Here is a 21,699-nt window from a genome sequence, read left to right as displayed (position 1 = left end):
ACCATGACCTCTTCGCTCGCAAACCGGTCCGTCACTTCGACAAGCAATAATCGCAGAATGGCTGGTCGCTGCCTTGTTCTTGGCGCAGCGCTTGTCATGACCGCGATCGGCGCGACGTTGGCGTATGCCGCTCAGACGCAGGTATTCGATCCGCAGACGCATAAATGGGTCGATTACGACAAGAAGAAAGCGCGAAAATACTACGCCGCCCATAAAGAGGTGCCCGAGGCATTTCGCCCGCAGATGGTCAAGTTCCGAACCGCGGAGGCGCCAGGTACGATCATCATCGATGGCAACAAGCATTTTCTCTACCTTGTGCAGTCAGGTCAGCAGGCCATGCGCTACGGCATCGGCGTCGGTCGAGAAGGCTTTGGATGGGCCGGTATCGTGCGCGTCGGCCGCATGGCGGAATGGCCGACCTGGACGCCCCCGGCCGAAATGGTCGCTCGTGATCCGAACGCGGCCAAATACGCGGCAGGCATGCCGGGAGGTCCCGACAATCCGCTCGGCGCCAGGGCGCTCTATCTCTACGAGGGCGATCAAGACACGATCTACCGGATACACGGCACACCGGAGCCCTGGACGATCGGACTCGACGTGTCATCAGGGTGTATCCGGATGCGGAACGACGACATCACCGACTTCGCTGCCCGCGTCAACGTCGGCGCCAAGGTCATCGTTCTCATGCAGGGGGCGGCCCTTTACAAGGGCGTTTGAAGCGGCATTCGGAGAGGGACAAGCAATGTTGGCAAAACATGCAGTGAAAAGTTGGATCCTGGTTGTAGCTCTTGGATTCATGGCGCAGAGTTTGAGCGCTTGCGTCAGCACGCCGCCGCCTGCTCCGGAGCAGATGTCGAGGACGCAGGTCGAGACGGCCCCGGCGGATCTGCAGCTTCTTTGCGCCAACGCAGTCGCCAAGGCGAGCGGCGTCGACAGCGCCAAGATACTTCCGATCTCGTCGAGCAAGATCGATTCCAAAACTTATCAGGTCGAGCTCGATGCCGGCGGCAAGAAGACAAGCTGCCTCGTGGACACCGACGGCGCCGTCAAATCGGTTGAGCCTGTCTGATCCGCTCCGATCGGGGTCTCGAGTGGTCGCTCCAGCGACGGGAATTGGCGACAATGTATGGACTGGGCAACGAGGCATAAATAAATGCACCCGAACGCGCCTAACGCCGATCACGCGCTTCCGCGCTCGACCATGATCGATGCCGCACTTAAAATCGGACTTTTGGCCTTGCTGGTCTACGCCTGCAGCCGGATCGTGTTGCCTTTTGCCGGCATCCTGCTCTGGTCGGTCATCCTGGCGGTGATGCTCAATCCGCTGCACCTTCGCCTGGCCGTCCGACTTGGTAATCGGTGGTCGGCGGTGCTGATCGGGTTGGTCAGCGTTGTGGTGATGCTGGTGCCGATAGTCGCAGTGGTGACGTCGCTCGGGTCTTCCATATTTTCGCTTGTCTCGGCCTTGCAGAACCACACTCTGACCGTGCCGCCACCGCCGCCATGGCTGGCCGACCTTCCGCTGGTCGGCCAGAAACTGACGGAAACCTGGGCGCTCGTCGCCACCAACACGCCAGCGGCGCTTGCCAAATATGGCCAGATGTTGAGCGGCCCTGCGACATCGCTGATGTCGTTCGCCGGCGGCCTGGCCGCCGGTGAATTATCGTTTGTCCTTTCATTCGCAATCGCGGCGGTTCTCGTCGCCTACGGCAAGGGTGCCGCCGAATTCGCCAAGCACCTGTTGGAACGTATCACCGGCAGCACGGCACGCGGGGCTCACCTGGTTACGCTGACCGCCGCCACGATCCGCGGCGTGGCACTCGGCGTGGTCGGCGTGGCGGTGATCCAGGCGCTGCTCGTCGGTATCGGATTCTTCGCTATTGGCGTTCCGGGAGCCGGACTTCTAACTCTCGCAACACTTTTGCTGGCCATTGTGCAGGTGCCGGCGGTGCTGCTGACCCTGCCTGTCATGGCTTATGTCTTTTCGACGGAAGCAACCACGCCGGCGATCATCTTTGCGGTCTGGACCTTTTTCGCCGGCCTCAGCGACAATATCCTCAAGCCATTGATGCTCGGTCGCGGACTGGAAGCGCCGATGCCGGTAATTCTGATTGGTGTCATCGGCGGCATGCTTGTCGACGGCCTGCTCGGCCTGTTTGTGGGCCCGGTGCTGCTGGCCGTCGGCTATGTGCTGCTCAATGAATGGCTTAGCCAGCCTACGGTCGAAGGCGGGGCACGGATCGAGGATCCAGCGGCATGATCACGGTTCTTGTAGTTGGCTTGCTGGCTATGTCGGTATGCCTCGCACTGCAGGCTCTGGCATCGATGCTGGCCGCGCGCTATTTCGCCTGGGCCACCAAACGACCGCTGGGTCCCAAGCCGTGGAGGTCGATCTTCCTGCAATTCTCGATACTGATGATCGTGCTCATGATCGGCAACATCGTGCAGGTCGCGTTCTGGGCGCTGCTCTACAGGTCGCTAGGTGCTTTTGAGGACTTTGAAACGGCGGTATATTTTTCGGGCGTCACCTTTACCTCGCTTGGTTATGGCGACGTGGTTCTCAGCGGCCGCATGCGGCTACTTGCGCCACTTCAGGCCGCCAATGGGCTGATGATGTTTGGGGTTACCACTGCCCTCTTCATCGCCGCTGTCCAGCATGCCACGGCCAAGTGGACCGCGGCGCATCCGGCCCGCGCGAAGGATGCCGGTTGAAGTCTACCTGCCGAGGACGCGCTTCAGCGGCCGAGGCTTTGGAGAGATCGAACAAGCCGCCAACCTATAGTGTATCCGCGTGGACATCCGATGGCGCGAGCAGGTAAATCAATGTGCGACATTCGCGGTTGTTGCCACGTAAATAAAGTCCCGGTTGGCTGGAACCGTCAAAAGACGGTGTATAGTGTAGAGACGGTCAGGGGTCGCTTACGACAATGAAAACCAGATGCGCGGTGTGGGTCGTGATTACTCGTGCCTGGGCGCCGGGTTATCCATGCCGGTTTGCCTGGGCCGAAGTTGACAAGAAAGCAGGCATCCGTCCGCGGCGTGATGCCCGCCTAATCTGACAGGGAGAAGATGCCATGGCGTCCGACGCAACCGGGACCTCTCAAGACACCTCTGCTCACGGCGCCGATACACAAGCGACGAAGAGGAATCCGCTGCGCCGGGTCGCCCTTGTCGTGCTGCTGCTGGCTTGCCTCTTGTTCGTGCTTGCGGTCTTCATGGAAAGGCGCACGCCTTCTTCATCGCAGGCGACGGTCAGTGCGTATGTCGTCGGCATCGCGCCGGAGGTCACCGGCCGGGTCATCGAAGTGGGTGTGACCGACAACAGCGGCGTGAAGCCTGGACAGATGCTGTTTCGTATCGATCCGCAGCAATACCAGTTGGCCGTCAATGAGGCGGAAGCAAAGCTTGCCCGAGTCGGCCAGTCGATCGGCGCTTCGACAGCCTCCGTCGATGCCGTCCAGGCACGTCTTGTGGAAGCAAAAGCAGTTCGCGACAACGTCCAGGAACAGGCCAACCGGGCCATGGAGCTCGTCAAGCGCGGCGTCTATTCCAAGGCGAAGTATGACGAGGCGAAGGCGGCGGTGGACCAGGCAAATGCCTCCGTCGTCGCCGCTGAAGCGGACCTCAAGCGGGCGCAGGAGGAGCTTGGGCCATCCGGCGCCGACAATCCGCAGCTGAAGGAGTCGCTCGCGGCGCTTGAACGCGCACAGCTTGATCTCTTGCGCACCACGGTCCTGGCGCCGGCGCAGGGCGTGGTCACCAACCTCCAGCTCTCCGTCGGAGGCGTTGTCGGCGCCGGCCAGAGCGCGATGACCTTCATCGATGTCGGCACGGTATGGATCACCGCGGCATTCAAGGAAAACAGCCTCGAGAACGTCGCCCCCGGCAACCGCGCGGACGTGTTGTTCGATCTCTTGCCCGGCCAGGTTTTTGGCGCGACGGTCGAGAGCGTCGGGATGGGCGTGGCTCAGGGAAGTGTCGACCCCAAGACGGGGCTGCCGAAGATTTCCACCGAAAGCGGATGGGTGAGAACGCCACAGAGTTTTCCGGTCCGCCTGATCCTCGACGAGGGCAGGCCCAAGGGCGTGCGCTACGGGTCGCAGGCGAACGTGGTGATCTATACCGGCGACAATCCGGTGACCAATGCGATCGGCCGCATCTGGATGCGCGTGTTGTCGGTCCTGACCTATGTCAGCTGATGGCGACCTTGCGCACGCCAATGCCAGGCGCAAGGGTCTGCGCATCGCGCTGGCCGTAGCCGTCGGCTTCACGTGGTCGGTTCTGTCAGGGGCCATCATCCCCTTTCTGGGACCATTGTTCGCAGCGCAGTTCCTGATCGCCAGTTCCCGCCCACTGCAGCTGAAACAGGCCCTGGGGATGGCGATCCTCATTGTTGTCGCCGGCGTACTTCTGCAGGCCGTCGCGATACTGACAGGTGATCGGCCGCCGGTCCTGCTGCTGCTGCTCGGGCTTCTCTATTTCGTTTGTTTCTACCTGCAGGCGAACGGCAAGGGCGGCGGGGCGATCTTTCTTGTCCTGGTGGTCGCCGTGATGGTGCCGCTGCTGACAGTCCTCAACCGCGATCTCGGCGATTCCATCCTGTCGATCCTTGTGCAGGGCGTGGTCAGTGGAGCGATCCTGATGTGGATTGCCCATGCGGTCATACCCGACCGAGGCAGCGCCGATTTTCAGGCCCCGGCTCCTGCTGCAAACCCGCGCGCTGCGCGCTATGCCGCCGCCAATGCCATCATTCTGCTGATCGCCGTGCTCGCTTGCCTGACACGGGACGGCCTCGCCACGGCGATCGTCATTCCGGTCACCGTCGCATCGCTGTTGTCGCAACTCGATGTCATCGCAAGCGCAAGGGCAGCCTTCGGCCTTGTCCTGGTCAATCTCCTCGGAGGCGCGGCCGCATCCGTTGCGTTCGCATTTCTGCAGGTTCGTCCCACTACCCCCACGCTGTTCGTCCTGGTGCTGCTTGCCGGCCTGGTGTTTGGCGGCCGCGCCGCGCTGAGCAATCCTGCCGCCAAGCTCTACGCGGGTGCGTTGACAATCTTCCTCATCCTGTTTGGAACGGGCGTCTCGCCCTTGCCGGGATCAGCGGCGGAATCCTTTGCCACGCGGGTCAACTACATATTGATAGCGATCGCCTATACGATCTTCATGACGGCGTTGCTTTGGCCAGGACCGAGGCGCAGCGCTGCAGACAGGGTGCCGTCATGAAGCGCTTGTGACCGCTCGGGCTTTGCGTCCTTTCCGTTTCATCCAGGCCTCGTCTCAGCGGTATTCCGTTTTGCCGAAGCCGCCGAGCAAAGACCTAGCCGATCGCCCTCGAAATCGCCGGCCGGATGCTTGCTTCGACGCCCAAGAACATCTCATGGTTCGGATCCGGCGGCCATCTGCGCCACGCCCTCGAACACTGCTGCTTGACGGGTACATTCGATCCGAAAGATGGCCCCGACATCGACTGATCTGCTGGCAGGGTCTCTCAGTTCTGCACGTAGCATACAGTTACTTACCTTCCGCATCGGCAGGCAATGCGCCAACGTAGCCCCAAGGCAAGAACCTTCGCCCGGACTCGGCGATAGAACATCGCTGACCACCAGGTTCACATACCTTGGAGGGACGACAATGGGGATCAAGTTTCCGCGCTGGCCTTTTGGCGCTGTGGCCATAATGGCGTTCTTGATGTGCTCCGGTCCTGCCTCTTTCGCGATTGCTCAGGATCAAGCCGCTGCCACGGCTGCCGCAGCGGCCACCCCCGAACCGCTCGACGAGGATGAACTCGAAATCCTGGTAGCGCGAATTGCGCTCTACCCCGATGAACTTGTCGCGGTGATTTCCGAAGCGTCGCTTTATCCATTGCAGATCGTGGAAGCGAGCCGATTTTTAGATCAGGTCGCCAAGAAGCCAGGCCTGAAACCGAAGGAAGGCTGGGACGGCAGCGTCATCTCGCTGCTCAACTATCCCGACATCGTCAAGATGATGAGTGACGATCTGGAGTGGACCCAGACGCTTGGCAACGCGCTGACCTATCAGCAAAAAGACGTTCTGGTCGCCATCCAACAGTTGCGCGACAAGGCTGTCGCCAAAGGCGTGATCAAGTCCGATGACAAGATCAAGGTTGTCGAGGAGAACGACAATGTCGTCATCCGGTCCGCCAGTGCGGACAAGGTCTATGTTCCACGGTACGAGCCTGAAATGCTCTATGCCACCGACTATCCGGTTGCTCCGATTTCCTATTATCCAGACCCCTACCCAAGTTACTATTATCCCACCGCGCCCTATTTCGCGGCCTTCGTGACCGGTGCCGTCTGGGCAGCGGCGGTGGATTGGAATGGTGGGGGTGTATGGGGAGGGCCCTGGAACGGCAACGATATCGATATCGACTGCAACAATTGCTTCAACAACATAAACGGCAAGGTCAATTTCAACGACGTCGACTGGAAAAACGTCGACCGTTCCAAGATAAATTTCGACAAAAACCAATTCGCCAAGATCGATAACACGAGCATCGGCAATCGCGTCAAAACGAACGATCGCAACAATATGCGCGACAAGGCATCCGAATTAAGGAGAGGCCAGATCAGCGCGCTGCCTGGGAATTCGGCGAAGGTGAAAGACATCCGCCAACGCGAAATCAGACAAGGTCTGAAAGCCAGGCCAGAAACAAGGCCGGATCTCAAGAGGCCAACCAACCCGAATGCTTCGGCTGGAAAAATTGACCAACCAGGGAAAATCACTCGACCGGTTGGAAAACCGAAGCCCGCAATGAGGGCAGACAACAGACCGAGGAATCCTTCGGGTCTTGGCAACGTCAGCTCCGGAAAACGTCAGCAGATAGCCTCCAACCGCGGTGCGAGGAGCATGGGAGGCGGCATTCGCAGCAGCGGCGGCCACAAGATGATCAGGCAGGGTGGTGGCAGGCAGGGCGGTGGCGGGCGCGGCGGTGGCGGGCGCAGGCGTTAAAACTTTGGCGAGAGGAAAACCGACATGAAAACGTCTGTCCGGAGTCTTGTTCTACGCTCGCTGCTCGGTGCCGGAATGATCTTGAGCATTGGCGCGGGTTCCGCAAATTTTGCCGGCGCGCAGGAGGTGCACAGCCTCTCGGATTACGTGGCCAAGAAAGGCCCGCCGCCTTTCGATAATCCCTCAGCGGCGGTGGAAGCGTTCAAGTCGGCCTTGGCGAAGGATGATTTCGATGGACTGGCCGGACTGCTTGGGCTGGATGCCACGAAGCTGCGGACAAGCGAAGGCGTGATGGATACCTACGCGCAGATCCGGCAAGGCGCTGCGAAGACGGTGATCGTGCACGATCTTGGCGATCGCAAGGAACTCAATATTGGCGATAAGCTATGGACGCTGCCATTCCCGATCACCAAGGGTAAGGACGGCAAATGGGCTTTCGACACCCAGGCTGGCATCGAAGAGATCATCAACCGGCGCGTCGGCGAAAATGAGATCGCGGCAATCGAAACGGTTCGCGCCTACGTGGACGCCCAACGTGATTACGCGGCAGAAGACCGCGATGGCGATGGCGTGCTCGAATACGCCCAGAAGCTGATCAGCAGCGAGGGCCAGGCCGACGGACTGTATTGGCCGTCCGATGAAGCCCATGGCGTCAGTCCGGCAGGCGACTTCATCAACCAGGCTGCTCTCGACAAGGCGAAGAAAGGCAATGGCTATTTTGGCTATCGGTTCCGCATACTGACGGGCCAAGGCAAGAACATCGCCGGGGGCGCTTACGACTATGTCATCAACGGCAACATGATCGCCGGTTTCGCGCTTCTGGCCTGGCCTGTGAAATATGCGGAAACGGGTGTCAAAACCTTCGCGGTCAATCAGCAAGGCATTGTCTATGAGGCAGACCTGGGTCCGAAAACGGAGGCTGTGGCTGGCGCGATAAAGCAATTCAATCCCGGTGACAAATGGCAGGTGACCGGTGATTAGCTTCAGTTTGAAATGGTTGCTCTTGCCACCAATTCCGGCCCTGCTGCCAGAGGCCACTTCATGATCAATCAGAACTGGTGGCTCACAACCCTGCTAACCAAGCAGTTCAAATACAGCCCGCCGCTAAATCGGCAGATAAAGTGCGACGTGTTGAAGTCGCTCGCCGCCGCCATTGCTGTTCTTGCCATGGGTGGTTCGGCTTTGGCGGCCGTCGTGGTTAACAAGGATGGCGAGATCCGTACGCTTGTAGTGACGGAAGGCGGCGACAAGACGAAGCTTGTACTGCATGCCGGCGAGACCGTGGAATTCTGCCCGAAAGGCTGTTTCGTCACCTGGCCCAATGGTGACCTCGAGCCCCTGACCGGGTCGGAAACGATCGAGATTTCGGGTGGCGTCGCTCGTATCAAGTAAAGTCGGCGGCATGAGGTATTCGTTTTCCAGTTCCTCGCCGCGCTTCGATGCGAAACTTTACGGGACATGCCAGCAGTTGCGCAAAACAGAGGACTTCGATACTTCAATTAGCAGTGTGGAGCGGCATGCTATCAGTCCTCGGGGGCCACTATCGTGGCAATCTGCATCGACTGATCGGTTGGCGACAACGGTATCAGCCACCTTGTCGAGGTTGCACACTTGGGGGGCGTTTTGAGAACCGGCGTTATAAGTAGATTGAAAGTCCGGCGGGCCACCAACGCATTGCTGGCATTTGCATTGGTCGGCCTGCTCTTAGGCTGCGCGTCCCGCCCGAAGAATGTCTTGTTGCCGGTGGCCGATACGTCCCCGTCATCCAGCAAGGTGGATATGCTGGTGACTACGACGCGCGCCCGTTCGACCAATCCTGCTGAGATGTATACGGGCGAACGCGGAAGCGCTCCCTCGTTTGCGGACGTTACGGTGTCTATCCCGCCAGCGTCGGTGCGCAAGGTCGGCGAGGTCGCCTGGCCTAAGAAGCTGCCGTCAAACCCTGCAACCGATTTCGCAGTGGTGAAAGCCGAAGAACTAACACGGGATGGCGCGAAGGCATGGCTGCACGCCTCCGTCAGGAAGAGCCCGGACCACAGCGTTCTGGTTTTCATCCATGGCTTCAACAACCGCTTCGAGGACTCCCTGTATCGCTTTGCGCAAATCGCTAAGGATACCGGTACGGACAGCGCTCCGATCCTGGTCACATGGCCTTCCCGAGGCAGTACGCTGGCCTATGGCTACGATCGCGAAAGCACCAATTATACCCGCGATGTACTCGAGCTGCTGTTCCAGTATCTCGCCCGCGATCCTGACATAAAGGAGGTCTCGATCCTCGCCCATTCGATGGGCAACTGGCTTGCCTTGGAATCCTTGCGCCAGATGGCCATCCGCAACGGCGGACTGCCGGCGAAATTCAAGAACGTAATGTTGGCTGCGCCGGACGTCGATGTCGACGTGTTTCGCACCCAGATTGCCGATATGGGCAAACAGCACCCACAGTTCACCCTTTTTGTCTCGCAGGACGATCGCGCGCTCAAGGTTTCGCGACGGGTGTGGGGCAATATCCCGCGGCTCGGTTCGATTGATCCGCAGCAAGCTCCGTACAAGGAAGAGCTCGCGAGCAACAATGTGGTCGTCATCGACCTGACGAAAGTTAAATCCGGCGACAGTCTGAATCACGGCAAATTCGCCTCATCGCCGCAGATCGTGCAGCTGATCGGGACGCGCATGGCCGGCGGCCAGACCCTGAGCGACAGCAGGGTGGGCCTTGGCGATACGATCGTGCAAGCGACGACCGGTGCGGCGGCGGCGGCTGGCAGTGCTGCAGGGTTGGTGATTTCGGCACCCGTTGCAGTGGTCGATCAGAACACCAGGGAAAACTACGGCAATGAGGTCGAGAGTTTAACTGGTTCTCCAAGCAGCCAGGCCAACAAGGGTTGCGCGACCTCCACGAAGGGCTGCAAGAAAGTAATGACTCAACGGGGCCAGGGCGGCAGCGAAGCTTATTGATGCCCAATCTCGAAATTGCTTCTCACGTTCCGTGAGAATGGCATTTCAGATGGCAACGAGCGGGCCCAGCCGCACCCGAAGCGGCGCCTCTGCGGGTCCTGCATGGCTGGAAGGGGGATGATGCATCGCACCGCTCGGATAGCGCTCGCCATCATCCTGTCACTGGCTGTTGCAATTTTGACTGCCTGGGCCGGATTTGCCATGTGGTATCGGCTGCCTGGGGGAGAACCTAGTCGGGCTGTGGCCTGCGCCCTTTTCGTTTTGTTCGGCCTCGGCACCATCATCGCGCTCTTCAGCCGGTTTCGTATCCCGACGTTTGTCCTGTTTGTGGCCGCGTTTGCTGCAGTTCTGGGTTGGTGGAGCACCATCAAGCCTTTGGGCGTCGCCGACTGGGCGCCAGATGTGGCCCGTCAGGTAACCGGCACCCGCGACGGAAATCTGTTGACGCTGAAAGACGTGCGCGACTTCGAATGGCGCAGCGGCACCGATTTCACCGAACGCTGGACAAGCCGGACCTACGACCTTTCCACCGTTCAGACCGCCGACCTCTTCATGTCCTATTGGGCTGGGCCGAAAATCGCCCATGTCATCATGAGCTTTGGTTTTTCCGGGGGTGAGCATCTTGCCTGGTCCATCGAGGTGCGGCGTCGCGTCGGTGGCGAGTTTTCGCCCATAGCGGACCTGTTCAAGAGCAATCCCCTGGTCATTATCGCGGCCGACGAGCGAGACGTGGTCGGCGTCAGGTCAAATGTTCGGGGAGAGGATGTCCAGATCTATCGCCTGAGAGCGTCGCCGGACGCGGCCCGCGCGCTTCTGCTGGAATACGTCTCGGATGCAAATGCGCTTGCCGCGAGTCCTGCATTCTACAATTCCATCACGACGAACTGCACGACAACGATCGTCAAGATGATGCGCGCGGTCGGTGACCCAATTCCTTTCGACTGGCGCCTCATCGTCAACGGCTACCTTCCCGAATATGCGTACGACCGGGGTGCACTCGACACTCGCTTGCCAATGTCGACCTTGAGGGAGTTGGCCCACATAGACGACCGTGCGCGGAAGTCGGGCCTTTCGCCGGATTTTTCGAGATTGATCCGGGTTGGTGTGCCGTCTCCCCACCTAGGCTATTGATCTCGCAGGGGCGTCGCTGGTGGGTCGAAGCGCCAACTGGCGTAGCAACACTGCTAGCCGCCCTAAAGCGGACTCGTTATGCTTATTGCAAATTCTGTCGACCTCATAGCAGCGGCGATCTTCGCGCGGTTCAATAGCGACAGGTGAATGCGCATTGGGCGCGGCTCGTTTAGAGCGAACAACTCGCGCAGCGGATCAACTTTGCAGCTAGCGCCGGGGGGCAGTATCGAGAGTCAACCGCAGTCCAACACAGAGACCCCGCCATGAATGATACTGCCACCACCGATGCGACTGGCCGATCGGATAACGGCTCTGCCGACACGCATCGGAAGGCGCTGGAGGTCAATCTCGACCCGACGAGTTTCGGCTCGTTTGCCGAGATCGGCGCGGGTCAAGAAGTGGCGCGATGGTTTCTGCGCGTTGGTGCCGCGTCCGGCACGGTGGCCAAGACTGTCTCAGCCTACGACAAGGAAGTGAGCGACGACCTTTACGGCTCCGGAACACGCTACGTGTCCAGGCCGCGGCTTGAAACCATGCTCGATCATGAATGGAAATCGCTTGTGCAACAGATCGGTGACACGCGCGGCAAAGATACGCGCTTGTTTGCTTTCGCCGATACTATCGCCGCCCGCAACTTTGCCGGCACCAACGATTGCCACGGCTGGATCGGCGTCCGCTTTCAGGATCACCCGCAGGCTGAGGCGAGCGACATTCTGCTGCACGTAAACCTTCGCGATAATGCCAACCTGCTTCAGCAGGAGGCGGTGGGCATTCTCGGTGTGAACCTGCTGCATGCGCTGCTGAATGAGCGGGCAGCCCCCGGCGATTTGCCCGCGAGGATGTTCGACAGCCTTGCAAATGATCGCCTCGAAATTGATCAGATCGTGATGCGAGGCCGTGCGTTCGCGGATTGCGACATGCGCGAACTGCACAAGGCCTTGGCACGCGACGGCAGGGCTGAGGCGGTGACGCTGAACAGTGATGGCGTGGCCGTCGCTGCGAACGAGTTCCTCTACAAGAAGTCTGTGGCCATCGTACCGTTGGCGAGCGACCCGCGCGACGACCTGTCACCTGAAGCGATTGCGGCGTGCCTGGCAACGCTCCGACGCGAGGTCGCTGGGAATCCTGAGGTGAAGGATGTCATCGATGTGCGCCTGATGGTCGTCGATTCTGATACCCCGCTGCCTGCAGTTGGCGAGGGCGCGGCGATGATGATGCGGCACCGCCAGTTGTACCGCGCCACCGCATTCGTGCGTCGATACACACAGGCGCCTTTGCGTTTTGCCGTGCCGCTGCCTGCGTTGATACGGGTTCTAGACGATGTGAGATACCAGCACCTGGAAGGCCGCCTGCTTGAGGGTATCGCGCGGCTTTTCGGCTCCAACGTACGTGTACTGGCCTATCCATGCCATCGCGAGGAGTTGCGTCCCCTGCTGGAGACTGAGCTGGGACGCGGATGGGAGGTCGACGATGGCCGGCAATGGATAACTGCCGATCAGTTGCGCCCCGCACCCCCTCTACTGCATCTTTATGAATATCTGCTGGCCAGCGGCTTCCTGGTTGCCATACCTGCCAGCTAGCGATGGTAAGTCATGCAAACTTCTCAACACTCGCCGCTCCCATGCACGAGGGCGTGAAATGATCCTCAAGGAGATCGATTGAAGCTCGGTTCCGCACACCGATAAACGCGGCATTGACCGTCGCGTGTCGGGACCGAGGCGGCGGTCGGAACGTCCGGCCAGTCGCATTCGTTGCCGAACTGGCGGACGTATCGATCGTAGGTGTTGCGGCCGGTGGTCAGAACCGCCGAGCGATGGCTTTTGATCAGAGCATGCGTCTGTTCGCAGGTCATCGCCCGTGTGTCCGGTCGCGCATGGGCGACGCTCGTGACACAAACTGCCACCCCGGCAAGAAAGGCGATCGACAGACTTTTCATGGCCAACACAACGGAACTCCCGATCGATGAACATGGACCGGTCCTGGAAAACAGCAAGGATATTTCAGCCGGCGAAAAATCGCGGGCTGGGTAAGACTCGCGCCAAGCAGAATGGCTCTTTGAAAGTCCAGGCCGTGTAACGATTGGCTGTCCGCTAGGAATAAGGGCGGTTCGAACACCACTTAGCCCGATCGTCTTCCCAAAGACTGTTTCCAGTTGGTTCAATGCTTACGACACTCGAGACGTCGTCGCGCTCAATCCGCTGGACAGCGCCAATTTTGCAGTCAATCCGCCGATCGGTAACTGTCCCGGACTCAAAAACACGACGTCCGGTCGACATAGGATCAAAGGCTGGTTTGCGCATTCCCTTCTGCAGGATTTCCCCCATAGTCGTGTCCGGAGAACGGGCTGCAGACCCAAACAAAGACAAGCTTGCCGGGGCCGATATTTATCCTGCGGGAAGGACATACAGGCAAGCGGCGATCACTTTGGAAACTCGACCGACCCGTTGGCGCGAACGAGGCATAGGTCGCCATGTTCGACTGTTTGGCTGTCGCGGAACCATATGGAACGATACGGGATTTCTGATTTTGGCTCGACGCACCAGGGAATCGGCCTGTGACCGGTCGGTGATCCCGCATTGCACAATTCTTTCGCTTGGTCACAATGCAGGCATGGTCCGCTCCCCACTCGCCGTCCTGGTGATCGACGAAAATCGCATCCGTGCCTCGATCATCGAGGCAGGCTTACGCGAGGCCGGGCATGAGCGGGTCACTATCATTCATGACGTGATCGGCATCGCACGCCGCATTGCCGAGATCGAGCCGGACGTCATCGTCATCGACCTCGAAAATCCGAATCGCGACATGCTGGAAAGCATGTTCCAGCTGTCGCGCGCGGTGAAGCGGCCGATCGCCATGTTCGTCGACCGCTCGGACCAGGCCTCTATCGAGGCAGCAGTCGATGCCGGCGTCTCGGCCTATGTCGTCGATGGTCTCAGGCAGGAGCGCGTCAAGCCGATCCTCGACATGGCAGTCAGTCGCTTCAACGCCTTCTCGCGCATGGCGCGCGAACTGGAAGAGGTTCGCGGTGAGCTCGAGAACCGCAAGGTGATCGATCGCGCCAAAGGCATATTGATGAAGTCGCGCGGCCTGACGGAAGAGGCCGCCTACACGCTGCTGCGCAAGACGGCGATGAACCAGAACCGGAAGATCAGCGACATCGCCCAGAGTCTGGTGACCGCCGCCGGGCTGCTAGGGCCGTCGGAGGACGAATGAGCATGGACGCCGAGCACCAGATCACCGCCGGCTTTATGCCGCTGTTCGACAGTGCCGTGCTGGTTGCGGCCGGCGAGCTTGGGTTCGCTACACGCGAAGGCATCGATCTCACGCTGCACCGCGAGACCTCCTGGGCCAACATCCGCGACCGCATCGCCATCGGCCACTTCCATCTCGCGCATATGCTGGGACCGATGCCGCTCGCCTGCAATCTTGGGCTGACGCCGCTCGCCTCGGAAACCATCGTGCCGTTCTCGCTCGGCCTCGGCGGCAATTGCGTCACCATCTCCAACACTGTGTGGGCCGGGATGGCGGCGCTTGGCGCCAAGGCCGACCTCGACCCAGCGCGCGCCGGTGCCGCACTTAGCGCGCTTATCCGCGAGCGCGCTGCTGCCGGCCACGACCCGCTGCGCTTTGCCGTGGTGCACCCACACTCAGGGCACAGCTACGAACTGCGCTACTGGCTCGCTGCCTGCGGCATCGAACCAGGGCGCGAGATCGAGATCGTCATCGTGCCACCGCCCTTCATGGCCGATGCGCTGGCCGCCGGGCGGATCGACGGCTACTGCGTCGGCGAGCCCTGGAACAGCGCTGCGGTTGCCGCCGGCACCGGCCATATTGTCACCGTCAAGGCGTTGTTGTGGCGCAACAGTCCGGAGAAGGTGATCGGCGCGCGCAAGGCCTGGGCAGAGCAGTCCCCCGAGGCGCTGGCGGCGCTCTTGCGCGCACTGCATCACTCGGCGCGCTGGTGCCAGGATCCGGCGAACCACGCCGAATTGGCTGATGTGATGGCTCAAGCTGGCTTCCTCGGCCTGCCACCAGCTGTCCAGATGCCGATCCTGACCGGCCATCTCCAACTGGGCGGCGGCGCCGAGCTGGATGTCGACGATTTCTTCCTCGCGTTCGACAAGGCGGCGAACTTTCCGTGGAAGAGCCATGCGCTGTGGTTCTACACGCAAATGGTGCGCTGGGGCGACGTCGCGCACACGCCGGAAAACCTCGCCATCGCCAGGGATTGCTACCGGCCCGACCTCTACCGCGCGGCGCTGAAGCCGCTCGGCGTGGCGCTGCCCGGCGCCAACGCCAAGGTCGAAGGTGCGCTGAAGGCTGCGACTCCTGTCGGTTCGGCGGGTGCCAGCCTTGTGCTCGGTCCGGACGGCTTCTTCGACGGCCAGATATTCGATCCCGACGAGATCGACGCCTATATCGCCAGTCAGAAATCAGGCCTGCTCCGAGCCTGATCAATTCCGCGCCATTCTTGTGCATTGCACAAAAATTGTGCGTGCAATTGCTCTAATGAACAATCTTTGGCCTCCCAGCCTATGTGCCGGCTCAATGGGAATTGCATCGGATTGCTGATTTCATTGATGTTTTTCCTTCAATCCAAAACTGGCACGGTTCCTGCTTTGTAGTAATTAGGCCCTTCGCGGGCCACGGAACAGGCGTCCAATGGCGGGCGCCACAGGCAAAGCTGCCGCTCAGGTCAAGACGCGATCCCGGATGTACGGACGCGCGAGGCCTGGACGGCGGCTTTTTTGTTTTGGGCCAACGCCCTCGCGTTCAACCGGAGACGACGATGAAGAAGACGATGAAGCAATGGATCGGGACAGGCACGTCGCTCAAGGATGTGACGCGTCGCGATTTTCTTGTCAGCAGTGCCATGACCGCAGGTCTGTTCATAGCGGCTCGCAAGCTCTTCCCCTCGGGCGCCTATGCCGCCACGACTGCTCCGGAAGTCACCGGCGCCAAGCTCGGCTTCATCGCGCTGACCGATGCGGCACCGCTGATGATCGCCAAGGAGAAGGGGCTGTTCGCCAAATACGGCATGCCCGATGTCGAGGTGCTGAAGCAGGCCTCCTGGGGCGCGACGCGTGACAATCTGATGCTCGGCGGCGAAGCCAACGGCATCGACGGAGCCCACATCCTGACGCCGCTGCCTTACCTGATGCACACCGGCAAGGTGACGCAGAACAACCAGCCGATGCCGATGGCGATCGTGGCGCGGCTCAATTACGACTGCCAGGGCATTTCGGTGGCGCAGGAATATGCCGCCACCGGCGTCGGCCTCGATGCTTCGAAGCTGAAGGACGCCTTCGCCGCCAAGAAGGCAGCTGGCAAGGAGATCAAGGCCGCCATGACTTTCCCGGGCGGCACCCATGACCTCTGGCTGCGCTATTGGCTCGCCGCCGGCGGCATCGATCCCGACAAGGATGTTTCGACCATCGTCGTGCCGCCGCCGCAGATGGTCGCCAACATGAAGGTCGGCAATATGGATGTCTTCTGCGTCGGCGAGCCGTGGAACGAACAGCTCGTCCATCAGGGTGTCGGTTTCACTGCCGCCACCACCGGCGAACTGTGGAAGGGCCATCCCGAAAAGGCACTCGGCCTGCGCGCCGAATTCATCGACAAGCACCCGAACGCCACCAAGGCGATCGTGATGGCCGTCATGGAAGCGCAGCAATGGTGCGAGGCCAAGGAGAACAAGGACGAGATGGCCGCCATCATCGGCAAGCGGCAATGGATGAACGTGCCTGTCGCCGACATCATTGGCCGCCTCAAGGGCGACATCAACTACGGCAATGGCCGCGTCGCCTCCGGTACCGATCTCTACATGAAATTCTGGAACGGCGGCGTCTCCTATCCCTTCAAGAGCCACGACAGCTGGTTCCTCGCAGAAAACATCCGTTGGGGAAAATTCGCGCCGACCACCGACATCAAGGCACTGGTCGATCAGGTCAACCGCGAGGACCTGTGGCGCGAGGCGGCGAAGGATCTCGGCGTTGCGGCGGCGGATATTCCGACGTCTCCATCACGCGGCGTCGAGACCTTCTTCGACGGCAAGATTTTCGATCCGGCCAACCCATCGGCTTATCTCGACAGCCTGAAGATCAAGGCATCCGCCTAGTCGCCGGCGCCAGTGCCCCAAGGAGTTTTTCCCAGACATGTCGATTCAGACTATCGAGGACACAACGGTGAAGGCGTTCCCCGCGAAGCCGGCGGAGGTCATCGCGTTCACCGCCAAGGCGCGGCGCCGCATCGATCCGATCGTGATCGCCGGCAAACTGGCCAGTGCGCTGGTGCCGCCAGCGATCGTCATCGCCCTGATGTTGGTCGTCTGGCAGATCGCCTGCTCGTCGCCGACCGCCAGCCTGCCGCCGCCGAGCCAGGTCTGGAACGAGGCCTATGACCTGATCGCCCATCCGTTCTTCAACAACGGTCCGCAAGATATCGGGCTGGCCTGGCGGGTGCTGATTTCGCTGCAGCGCGTCGCCATCGGCTTTGGCCTGGCGGCGATCGTCGGCGTCGCGCTCGGCGCGCTGGTCGGCCAGTCGATCTGGGCAATGCGCGGTCTCGATCCGGTGTTCCAGATCCTGCGCACCGTGCCGCCGCTGGCCTGGCTGCCGCTGTCACTGGCTGCGTTCCGCGATTCCAGCCCGTCGGCGATCTTCGTCATCTTCATCACCTCGATCTGGCCGATCATCATCAACACCGCCGTCGGCGTGCGCAACATCCCCGAGGACTACCGCAACGTCTCGCGCATCCTGCGGCTCAACCAGTTCGAGTTCTTCGTCAAGATCATGGTGCCGGCCGCGGCCCCCTACATCTTCACCGGCTTGAGGATCGGCATCGGCCTGTCCTGGCTCGCCATCGTCGCCGCCGAAATGCTGACCGGCGGCGTCGGCATCGGCTTCTTCATCTGGGATGCCTGGAACTCGTCGCGGCTGCCCGACATCATCGTCGCGCTCGCCTATATCGGCGTCACCGGCTTCTGCCTCGACCGTCTGGTCGCGGCGGTCGGCGCCTTCGTCACCCGCGGCACAACGGCAAAGTGAGGAGAGGGTGATGAAAGCCTATCTGAAACTCGATCATATCGACAAATCCTTTGCCCGCGGCAATCAGGTCAGCGAGGTGCTGAAGGACATCAGGCTGACCATCGACAAGGGCGAGTTCGTCTCGATCATCGGTCATTCCGGCTGCGGCAAGTCGACCTTGCTCAACCTGATCGCCGGACTGACCAAGGTTTCCGCCGGTGCCGTGCTGCTCGAAGACAAGGAAGTCGACAGCCCCGGACCCGAACGCGCCGTGGTGTTCCAGAACCATTCGCTGCTGCCGTGGCTCACCGTCTACGAAAACATCAACCTGGCGGTATCGAAAGTCCTCGGACGTTCGAAGAGCAGGGCCGAGAGGCATGACTGGATCATGCGCAATCTCGACCTGGTGCAGATGGCGCATGCCAAGGACAAGCGGCCGGCGGAAATATCAGGCGGCATGAAGCAACGCGTCGGGATCGCCAGGGCACTGGCCATGGAGCCAAAAATCCTGCTGCTCGACGAGCCGTTCGGTGCACTCGACGCGCTGACGCGCGCCCATCTGCAGGACGCGGTGATGGACATCCATTCCAGGCTCGGCTCGACGACGATCATGATCACCCACGATGTCGACGAGGCCGTGCTGTTGTCCGATCGTATCGTCATGATGACCAACGGCCCGGCGGCGACCATCGGCGAGGTGCTTGCGGTGCCGCTGGCGCGTCCGCGCCGGCGCATCGAACTCTCTTCGGACCGCACCTTCCTGCGCTGCCGCGAGGCGGTGCTGAAGTTCCTCTACGAACGCCACCGCTTTGTCGAAGCCGCGGAGTAACGCCATGAGCGAAAAACTCGTCATCATCGGCAATGGCATGGCCCCCGGGCGCATGCTTGAGCATCTGCTTGAGCAAGCTCCTGGTCGCTACACCGTCACCATCTTCAACGCCGAGCCGCGCGTGAACTACGACCGCATCATGCTGTCGCCGGTTCTGTCGGGCGAAAAGGCCTATGAGGAAATCATCATCCACGGCGACGGCTGGTACATCGCCAACAACATCACTCTCTACAAGGGTCACAAGATCATCGCGATCGACCGGACGGCGAAGACCGTCACGTCCGATCATGGCGTCACCGAGCCTTACGACAAGCTCGTCATCGCCACCGGCTCGGTGCCGTTCATCATTCCGGTGCCCGGCCATGATCTGCCGGGCGTGCTGACCTATCGCGACCTCGACGACGTGCAGGCGATGATGCTTGCCGCCCAGTCGCGGGCCAAAGCCGTGGTCATCGGCGGCGGCCTGCTCGGGCTCGAGGCGGCAGCAGGTTTGAACGCCCAAGGCATGGACGTCACCGTGCTGCATGTCATGCCGACGCTGATGGAGCGCCAGCTCGATCCCGCCGCCGGCTATCTCCTGCAGCGCGCCGTCGAACAGCGCGGCATCAAGGTCATCACCAAGGCCAACACAAAGGCGATCACAGGCAACGGCAAGGTCGGGCAGGTCGAACTTGCCGATGGCACCGTCATTCCGGCGACGCTGGTGGTGATGGCCGTCGGTATCAGGCCGAACTCGGCGTTGGCCAAAGAGGCTGGCATCGCCGTCAACCGCGGCATCGTCGTTGATGCCGGCATGCGCAGCAACGATCCCGATATCTACGCACTCGGTGAATGCGCCGAGGTCAACGGACAGGTCTATGGCCTGGTGGCGCCGCTCTACGAGATGGCGCGCGTTGCGGCACGCCAGCTTGCCGGCGACGAGGCAGCCGCTTTCGTCCATATGGACACGCCGACCAAGCTCAAGGTCACCGGCATCGACCTGTTCTCGCTCGGCGACTTCGCCGAGGGCGAGGACCGCCAGGAGATCGTGCTGCGCGATGCCGCCGCCGGCGTCTACAAGCGCCTGGTGCTGAAGGACGACCGCATCATCGGCACCGTGCTCTATGGCGAGACGGCGGACGGCGCCTGGTTCAACGATCTCAAGAAGAAGCAGACCGACATATCGGAGATGCGCGACACACTGATCTTCGGCCAGTCGTACCAGGGGGGTGCCCCGCTGGACCCTATGGCGGCCGTTGCAGCCTTGCCGGATGATGCGGAAATCTGCGGCTGCAACGGCGTTTGCAAGGGCAAGATCACAGGCGCGATCACGGCCAAGGCCCTGACCTCGCTCGACGACGTGCGCGCCCACACCAAGGCGTCGGCCTCCTGCGGCTCTTGCACCGGGCTGGTCGAGAAGCTGATGGTGCTGACCATTGGCGACAAGTACAATCCGGCCGCCGTACAGCCGATGTGCGGCTGCACCACGCTCGGCCATGACGAGGTCCGCCGGCTGATCATCGCCAAGAGCCTGAAGACCATTCCGGCCGTCATGCAGGAACTGGAATGGACGACCTCCTGCGGCTGCGCCAAATGCCGGCCGGCGCTCAACTACTATCTCGTCTGCGACTGGCCGAACGACTATGCCGACGACTATCAGTCGCGTTTCATCAACGAGCGCGTTCACGCCAACATCCAGAAGGACGGCACCTATTCGGTGGTGCCGCGCATGTGGGGCGGCGTGACAAATGCCGCGGAACTCCGCGCCATCGCCGATGTCGTCGACAAGTTCGAGATACCGATGGTCAAGGTCACCGGCGGCCAGCGCATCGATATGCTCGGTATCCGCAAGGAAGACCTGCCGGCGGTGTGGGCCGATCTCGGCCAGGCCGGCTTCGTTTCAGGGCATGCCTACGCCAAGGGCCTGCGCACAGTGAAGACCTGCGTCGGTTCGGACTGGTGCCGTTTCGGCACGCAGGATTCGACCGGCCTCGGCATCCGCATCGAGAAATTCATGTGGGGTTCGTGGACACCGGCCAAGGTCAAGATGGCGGTGTCGGGCTGCCCCCGGAATTGCGCCGAGGCAACCTGCAAGGATGTTGGCGTGATCTGCGTCGATAGTGGCTATGAGATCCATTTCGCCGGTGCCGCCGGCCTCGACATCAAGGGCACCGAGGTGCTCGGCCTGGTTAGGACCGAGGATGAGGCGCTCGAACATATCGTGGCGTTGACGCAGATGTATCGCGAGCAGGGCCGCTATCTCGAACGCATCTACAAATGGGCCAAGCGCATCGGCATTGCCGAGATCAAGCGCCAGATCATGGACGATGGCGACAAGCGCAAGGCCTACTACGACCGCTTTGTCTTCAGCCAGAAATTCGCCCAGGTCGACCCGTGGTCGGAGCGCGTCTCCGGCAAGGACAAGCACGAGTTCAGGCCGATGGCTTCGGTCGGGTTTGCGCAGGCGGCGGAGTGACCATGATGAACTGGATAGCCATCGGCTCCCTGTCCGACATCCCCCGCCGTGGCGCGCGCTGCGTCGCCACGCCGGAAGGCAAGGTCGCGGTTTTCCGCACCCAGGACGATCAGGTCTATGCAATCGACGACCACTGCCCGCACAGAGGCGGACCGCTGAGCCAAGGCATTGTCCATGGCACGGCGGTGACCTGTCCCTTGCACAATTGGGTGATCTCGCTGGAGACGGGCAAGGCGCTCGGCGCCGATGAGGGTGTGGTGCGCACCATTCCGGTGCGCATCGATGGCGAGCACCTGTTCATCGCGCTGGAAGCGCTGGCCAGCCGCGCGGCCTGAATC

The 21,699-nt window shown here is 61.1% G+C and carries 20 protein-coding genes; 19 read left to right on the top strand and 1 reads right to left on the bottom strand.

Translation table 11 applies throughout. The features are described from left to right. Positions 1–3: 3 nt before the first annotated feature. From AC1DXM_RS03370 to AC1DXM_RS03315, 12 genes are all read left to right on the top strand, one after another. Positions 4–717, top strand: a complete 714-nt coding sequence (locus AC1DXM_RS03370; RefSeq protein WP_477231747.1) for a L,D-transpeptidase — start codon at positions 4–6, stop codon at positions 715–717. Between the two features lie 133 nt (positions 718–850). Beyond that, entirely contained in the window at positions 851–1,069 is a 219-nt protein-coding gene (locus AC1DXM_RS03365; protein WP_477231746.1) for a hypothetical protein, read from the top strand. 84 nt (positions 1,070–1,153) lie between these two features. Further along, positions 1,154–2,260, top strand: a complete 1,107-nt coding sequence (locus AC1DXM_RS03360; RefSeq protein ID WP_477231745.1) for an AI-2E family transporter — start codon at positions 1,154–1,156, stop codon at positions 2,258–2,260. Then, positions 2,257–2,712, top strand: coding sequence for a potassium channel family protein (locus AC1DXM_RS03355; protein WP_477231744.1), 456 nt, complete (start codon positions 2,257–2,259; stop codon positions 2,710–2,712). Before AC1DXM_RS03360 ends, AC1DXM_RS03355 begins: the two co-directional genes overlap by 4 nt. Before the next feature lie 362 nt (positions 2,713–3,074). Then, on the top strand, positions 3,075–4,199 hold the full coding sequence (locus AC1DXM_RS03350; protein WP_477231743.1) for an HlyD family secretion protein: 1,125 nt from the start codon (positions 3,075–3,077) through the stop codon (positions 4,197–4,199). Next, the gene (locus AC1DXM_RS03345; RefSeq protein ID WP_477231742.1) at positions 4,189–5,223 is read left to right on the top strand and encodes a DUF2955 domain-containing protein; all 1,035 of its coding nucleotides are present in this window, start codon (positions 4,189–4,191) and stop codon (positions 5,221–5,223) included. Before AC1DXM_RS03350 ends, AC1DXM_RS03345 begins: the two co-directional genes overlap by 11 nt. 408 nt (positions 5,224–5,631) lie before the next feature. Next, positions 5,632–6,969 carry a DUF3300 domain-containing protein gene (locus AC1DXM_RS03340; protein WP_477231741.1) on the top strand — a complete coding sequence of 446 codons (1,338 nt, stop codon included), beginning with the start codon at positions 5,632–5,634 and terminating at the stop codon, positions 6,967–6,969. Between the two features lie 24 nt (positions 6,970–6,993). Further along, positions 6,994–7,950 carry a DUF2950 domain-containing protein gene (locus AC1DXM_RS03335; protein ID WP_477231740.1) on the top strand — a complete coding sequence of 319 codons (957 nt, stop codon included), beginning with the start codon at positions 6,994–6,996 and terminating at the stop codon, positions 7,948–7,950. 147 nt (positions 7,951–8,097) lie between these two features. Next, positions 8,098–8,361 carry a hypothetical protein gene (locus tag AC1DXM_RS03330; RefSeq protein WP_477231968.1) on the top strand — a complete coding sequence of 88 codons (264 nt, stop codon included), beginning with the start codon at positions 8,098–8,100 and terminating at the stop codon, positions 8,359–8,361. A 282-nt stretch (positions 8,362–8,643) separates the two neighbouring features. Beyond that, a complete protein-coding gene (locus AC1DXM_RS03325; RefSeq protein ID WP_477231739.1) occupies positions 8,644–9,921 on the top strand; it encodes an alpha/beta hydrolase in 1,278 nt (425 codons plus the stop codon). 120 nt (positions 9,922–10,041) lie between these two features. After that, positions 10,042–11,052, top strand: a complete 1,011-nt coding sequence (locus AC1DXM_RS03320; RefSeq protein ID WP_477231967.1) for an Lnb N-terminal periplasmic domain-containing protein — start codon at positions 10,042–10,044, stop codon at positions 11,050–11,052. Between the two features lie 263 nt (positions 11,053–11,315). After that, the gene (locus AC1DXM_RS03315; RefSeq protein WP_477231738.1) at positions 11,316–12,632 is read left to right on the top strand and encodes a hypothetical protein; all 1,317 of its coding nucleotides are present in this window, start codon (positions 11,316–11,318) and stop codon (positions 12,630–12,632) included. 65 nt (positions 12,633–12,697) lie between these two features. Here the strand turns inward: AC1DXM_RS03315 and AC1DXM_RS03310 are convergent, their stop codons facing one another. After that, entirely contained in the window at positions 12,698–12,988 is a 291-nt protein-coding gene (locus AC1DXM_RS03310; RefSeq protein WP_477231966.1) for a hypothetical protein, read from the bottom strand. Between the two features lie 674 nt (positions 12,989–13,662). On the opposite strand from AC1DXM_RS03310, the gene AC1DXM_RS03305 reads away from it, so the two are divergent. From AC1DXM_RS03305 to nirD, 7 genes are all read left to right on the top strand, one after another. Next, a complete protein-coding gene (locus tag AC1DXM_RS03305) occupies positions 13,663–14,265 on the top strand; it encodes an ANTAR domain-containing response regulator (protein ID WP_477231737.1) in 603 nt (200 codons plus the stop codon). 2 nt (positions 14,266–14,267) lie between these two features. Then, complete coding sequence (locus AC1DXM_RS03300; protein ID WP_477231965.1) at positions 14,268–15,506, top strand: CmpA/NrtA family ABC transporter substrate-binding protein; 1,239 nt, start codon at positions 14,268–14,270, stop codon at positions 15,504–15,506. A gap of 335 nt (positions 15,507–15,841) precedes the next feature. Then, complete coding sequence (locus AC1DXM_RS03295) at positions 15,842–17,170, top strand: CmpA/NrtA family ABC transporter substrate-binding protein (protein WP_477231736.1); 1,329 nt, start codon at positions 15,842–15,844, stop codon at positions 17,168–17,170. Between the two features lie 37 nt (positions 17,171–17,207). After that, a complete protein-coding gene (gene ntrB / locus AC1DXM_RS03290) occupies positions 17,208–18,098 on the top strand; it encodes a nitrate ABC transporter permease (RefSeq protein ID WP_477231735.1) in 891 nt (296 codons plus the stop codon). Positions 18,099–18,108: 10 nt separating this feature from the next. Then, the gene (locus tag AC1DXM_RS03285) at positions 18,109–18,906 is read left to right on the top strand and encodes an ABC transporter ATP-binding protein (RefSeq protein ID WP_112562110.1); all 798 of its coding nucleotides are present in this window, start codon (positions 18,109–18,111) and stop codon (positions 18,904–18,906) included. A 4-nt stretch (positions 18,907–18,910) separates the two neighbouring features. Further along, a complete protein-coding gene (nirB, locus tag AC1DXM_RS03280; protein ID WP_477231734.1) occupies positions 18,911–21,361 on the top strand; it encodes a nitrite reductase large subunit NirB in 2,451 nt (816 codons plus the stop codon). 5 nt (positions 21,362–21,366) lie between these two features. Then, positions 21,367–21,696 (top strand): nitrite reductase small subunit NirD, encoded by a 330-nt coding sequence (gene nirD, locus AC1DXM_RS03275; protein ID WP_112562149.1) that lies wholly within the window; start codon positions 21,367–21,369, stop codon positions 21,694–21,696. The last annotated feature ends 3 nt before the right edge of the window (positions 21,697–21,699 follow it).

It is taken from the genome of Mesorhizobium sp. P3_A2 (assembly GCF_056403115.1).
The sequence above is the reverse complement of the archived record's forward strand: the minus strand, read 5'-3'. Positions and strand labels throughout refer to the sequence as shown.

Bases quoted from the DNA above. Each gene is read 5' to 3' on its own strand.
- AC1DXM_RS03350 (WP_477231743.1), top strand. From the start codon at position 3,075: ATGGCGTCCGACGCAACCGGGACCTCTCAAGACACCTCTGCTCACGGC.
- AC1DXM_RS03300 (WP_477231965.1), top strand. From the start codon at position 14,268: ATGGACGCCGAGCACCAGATCACCGCCGGCTTTATGCCGCTGTTCGAC.
- nirB (WP_477231734.1), top strand. From the start codon at position 18,911: ATGAGCGAAAAACTCGTCATCATCGGCAATGGCATGGCCCCCGGGCGC.
- AC1DXM_RS03315 (WP_477231738.1), top strand. From the start codon at position 11,316: ATGAATGATACTGCCACCACCGATGCGACTGGCCGATCGGATAACGGC.
- ntrB (WP_477231735.1), top strand. From the start codon at position 17,208: ATGTCGATTCAGACTATCGAGGACACAACGGTGAAGGCGTTCCCCGCG.
- AC1DXM_RS03305 (WP_477231737.1), top strand. From the start codon at position 13,663: ATGGTCCGCTCCCCACTCGCCGTCCTGGTGATCGACGAAAATCGCATC.
- AC1DXM_RS03335 (WP_477231740.1), top strand. From the start codon at position 6,994: ATGAAAACGTCTGTCCGGAGTCTTGTTCTACGCTCGCTGCTCGGTGCC.
- AC1DXM_RS03355 (WP_477231744.1), top strand. From the start codon at position 2,257: ATGATCACGGTTCTTGTAGTTGGCTTGCTGGCTATGTCGGTATGCCTC.
- AC1DXM_RS03370 (WP_477231747.1), top strand. From the start codon at position 4: ATGACCTCTTCGCTCGCAAACCGGTCCGTCACTTCGACAAGCAATAAT.
- AC1DXM_RS03360 (WP_477231745.1), top strand. From the start codon at position 1,154: ATGCACCCGAACGCGCCTAACGCCGATCACGCGCTTCCGCGCTCGACC.
- AC1DXM_RS03310 (WP_477231966.1), bottom strand. From the start codon at position 12,988: ATGAAAAGTCTGTCGATCGCCTTTCTTGCCGGGGTGGCAGTTTGTGTC.
- AC1DXM_RS03365 (WP_477231746.1), top strand. From the start codon at position 851: ATGTCGAGGACGCAGGTCGAGACGGCCCCGGCGGATCTGCAGCTTCTT.
- AC1DXM_RS03345 (WP_477231742.1), top strand. From the start codon at position 4,189: ATGTCAGCTGATGGCGACCTTGCGCACGCCAATGCCAGGCGCAAGGGT.
- AC1DXM_RS03285 (WP_112562110.1), top strand. From the start codon at position 18,109: ATGAAAGCCTATCTGAAACTCGATCATATCGACAAATCCTTTGCCCGC.
- AC1DXM_RS03295 (WP_477231736.1), top strand. From the start codon at position 15,842: ATGAAGAAGACGATGAAGCAATGGATCGGGACAGGCACGTCGCTCAAG.
- AC1DXM_RS03340 (WP_477231741.1), top strand. From the start codon at position 5,632: ATGGGGATCAAGTTTCCGCGCTGGCCTTTTGGCGCTGTGGCCATAATG.
- nirD (WP_112562149.1), top strand. From the start codon at position 21,367: ATGAACTGGATAGCCATCGGCTCCCTGTCCGACATCCCCCGCCGTGGC.
- AC1DXM_RS03320 (WP_477231967.1), top strand. From the start codon at position 10,042: ATGCATCGCACCGCTCGGATAGCGCTCGCCATCATCCTGTCACTGGCT.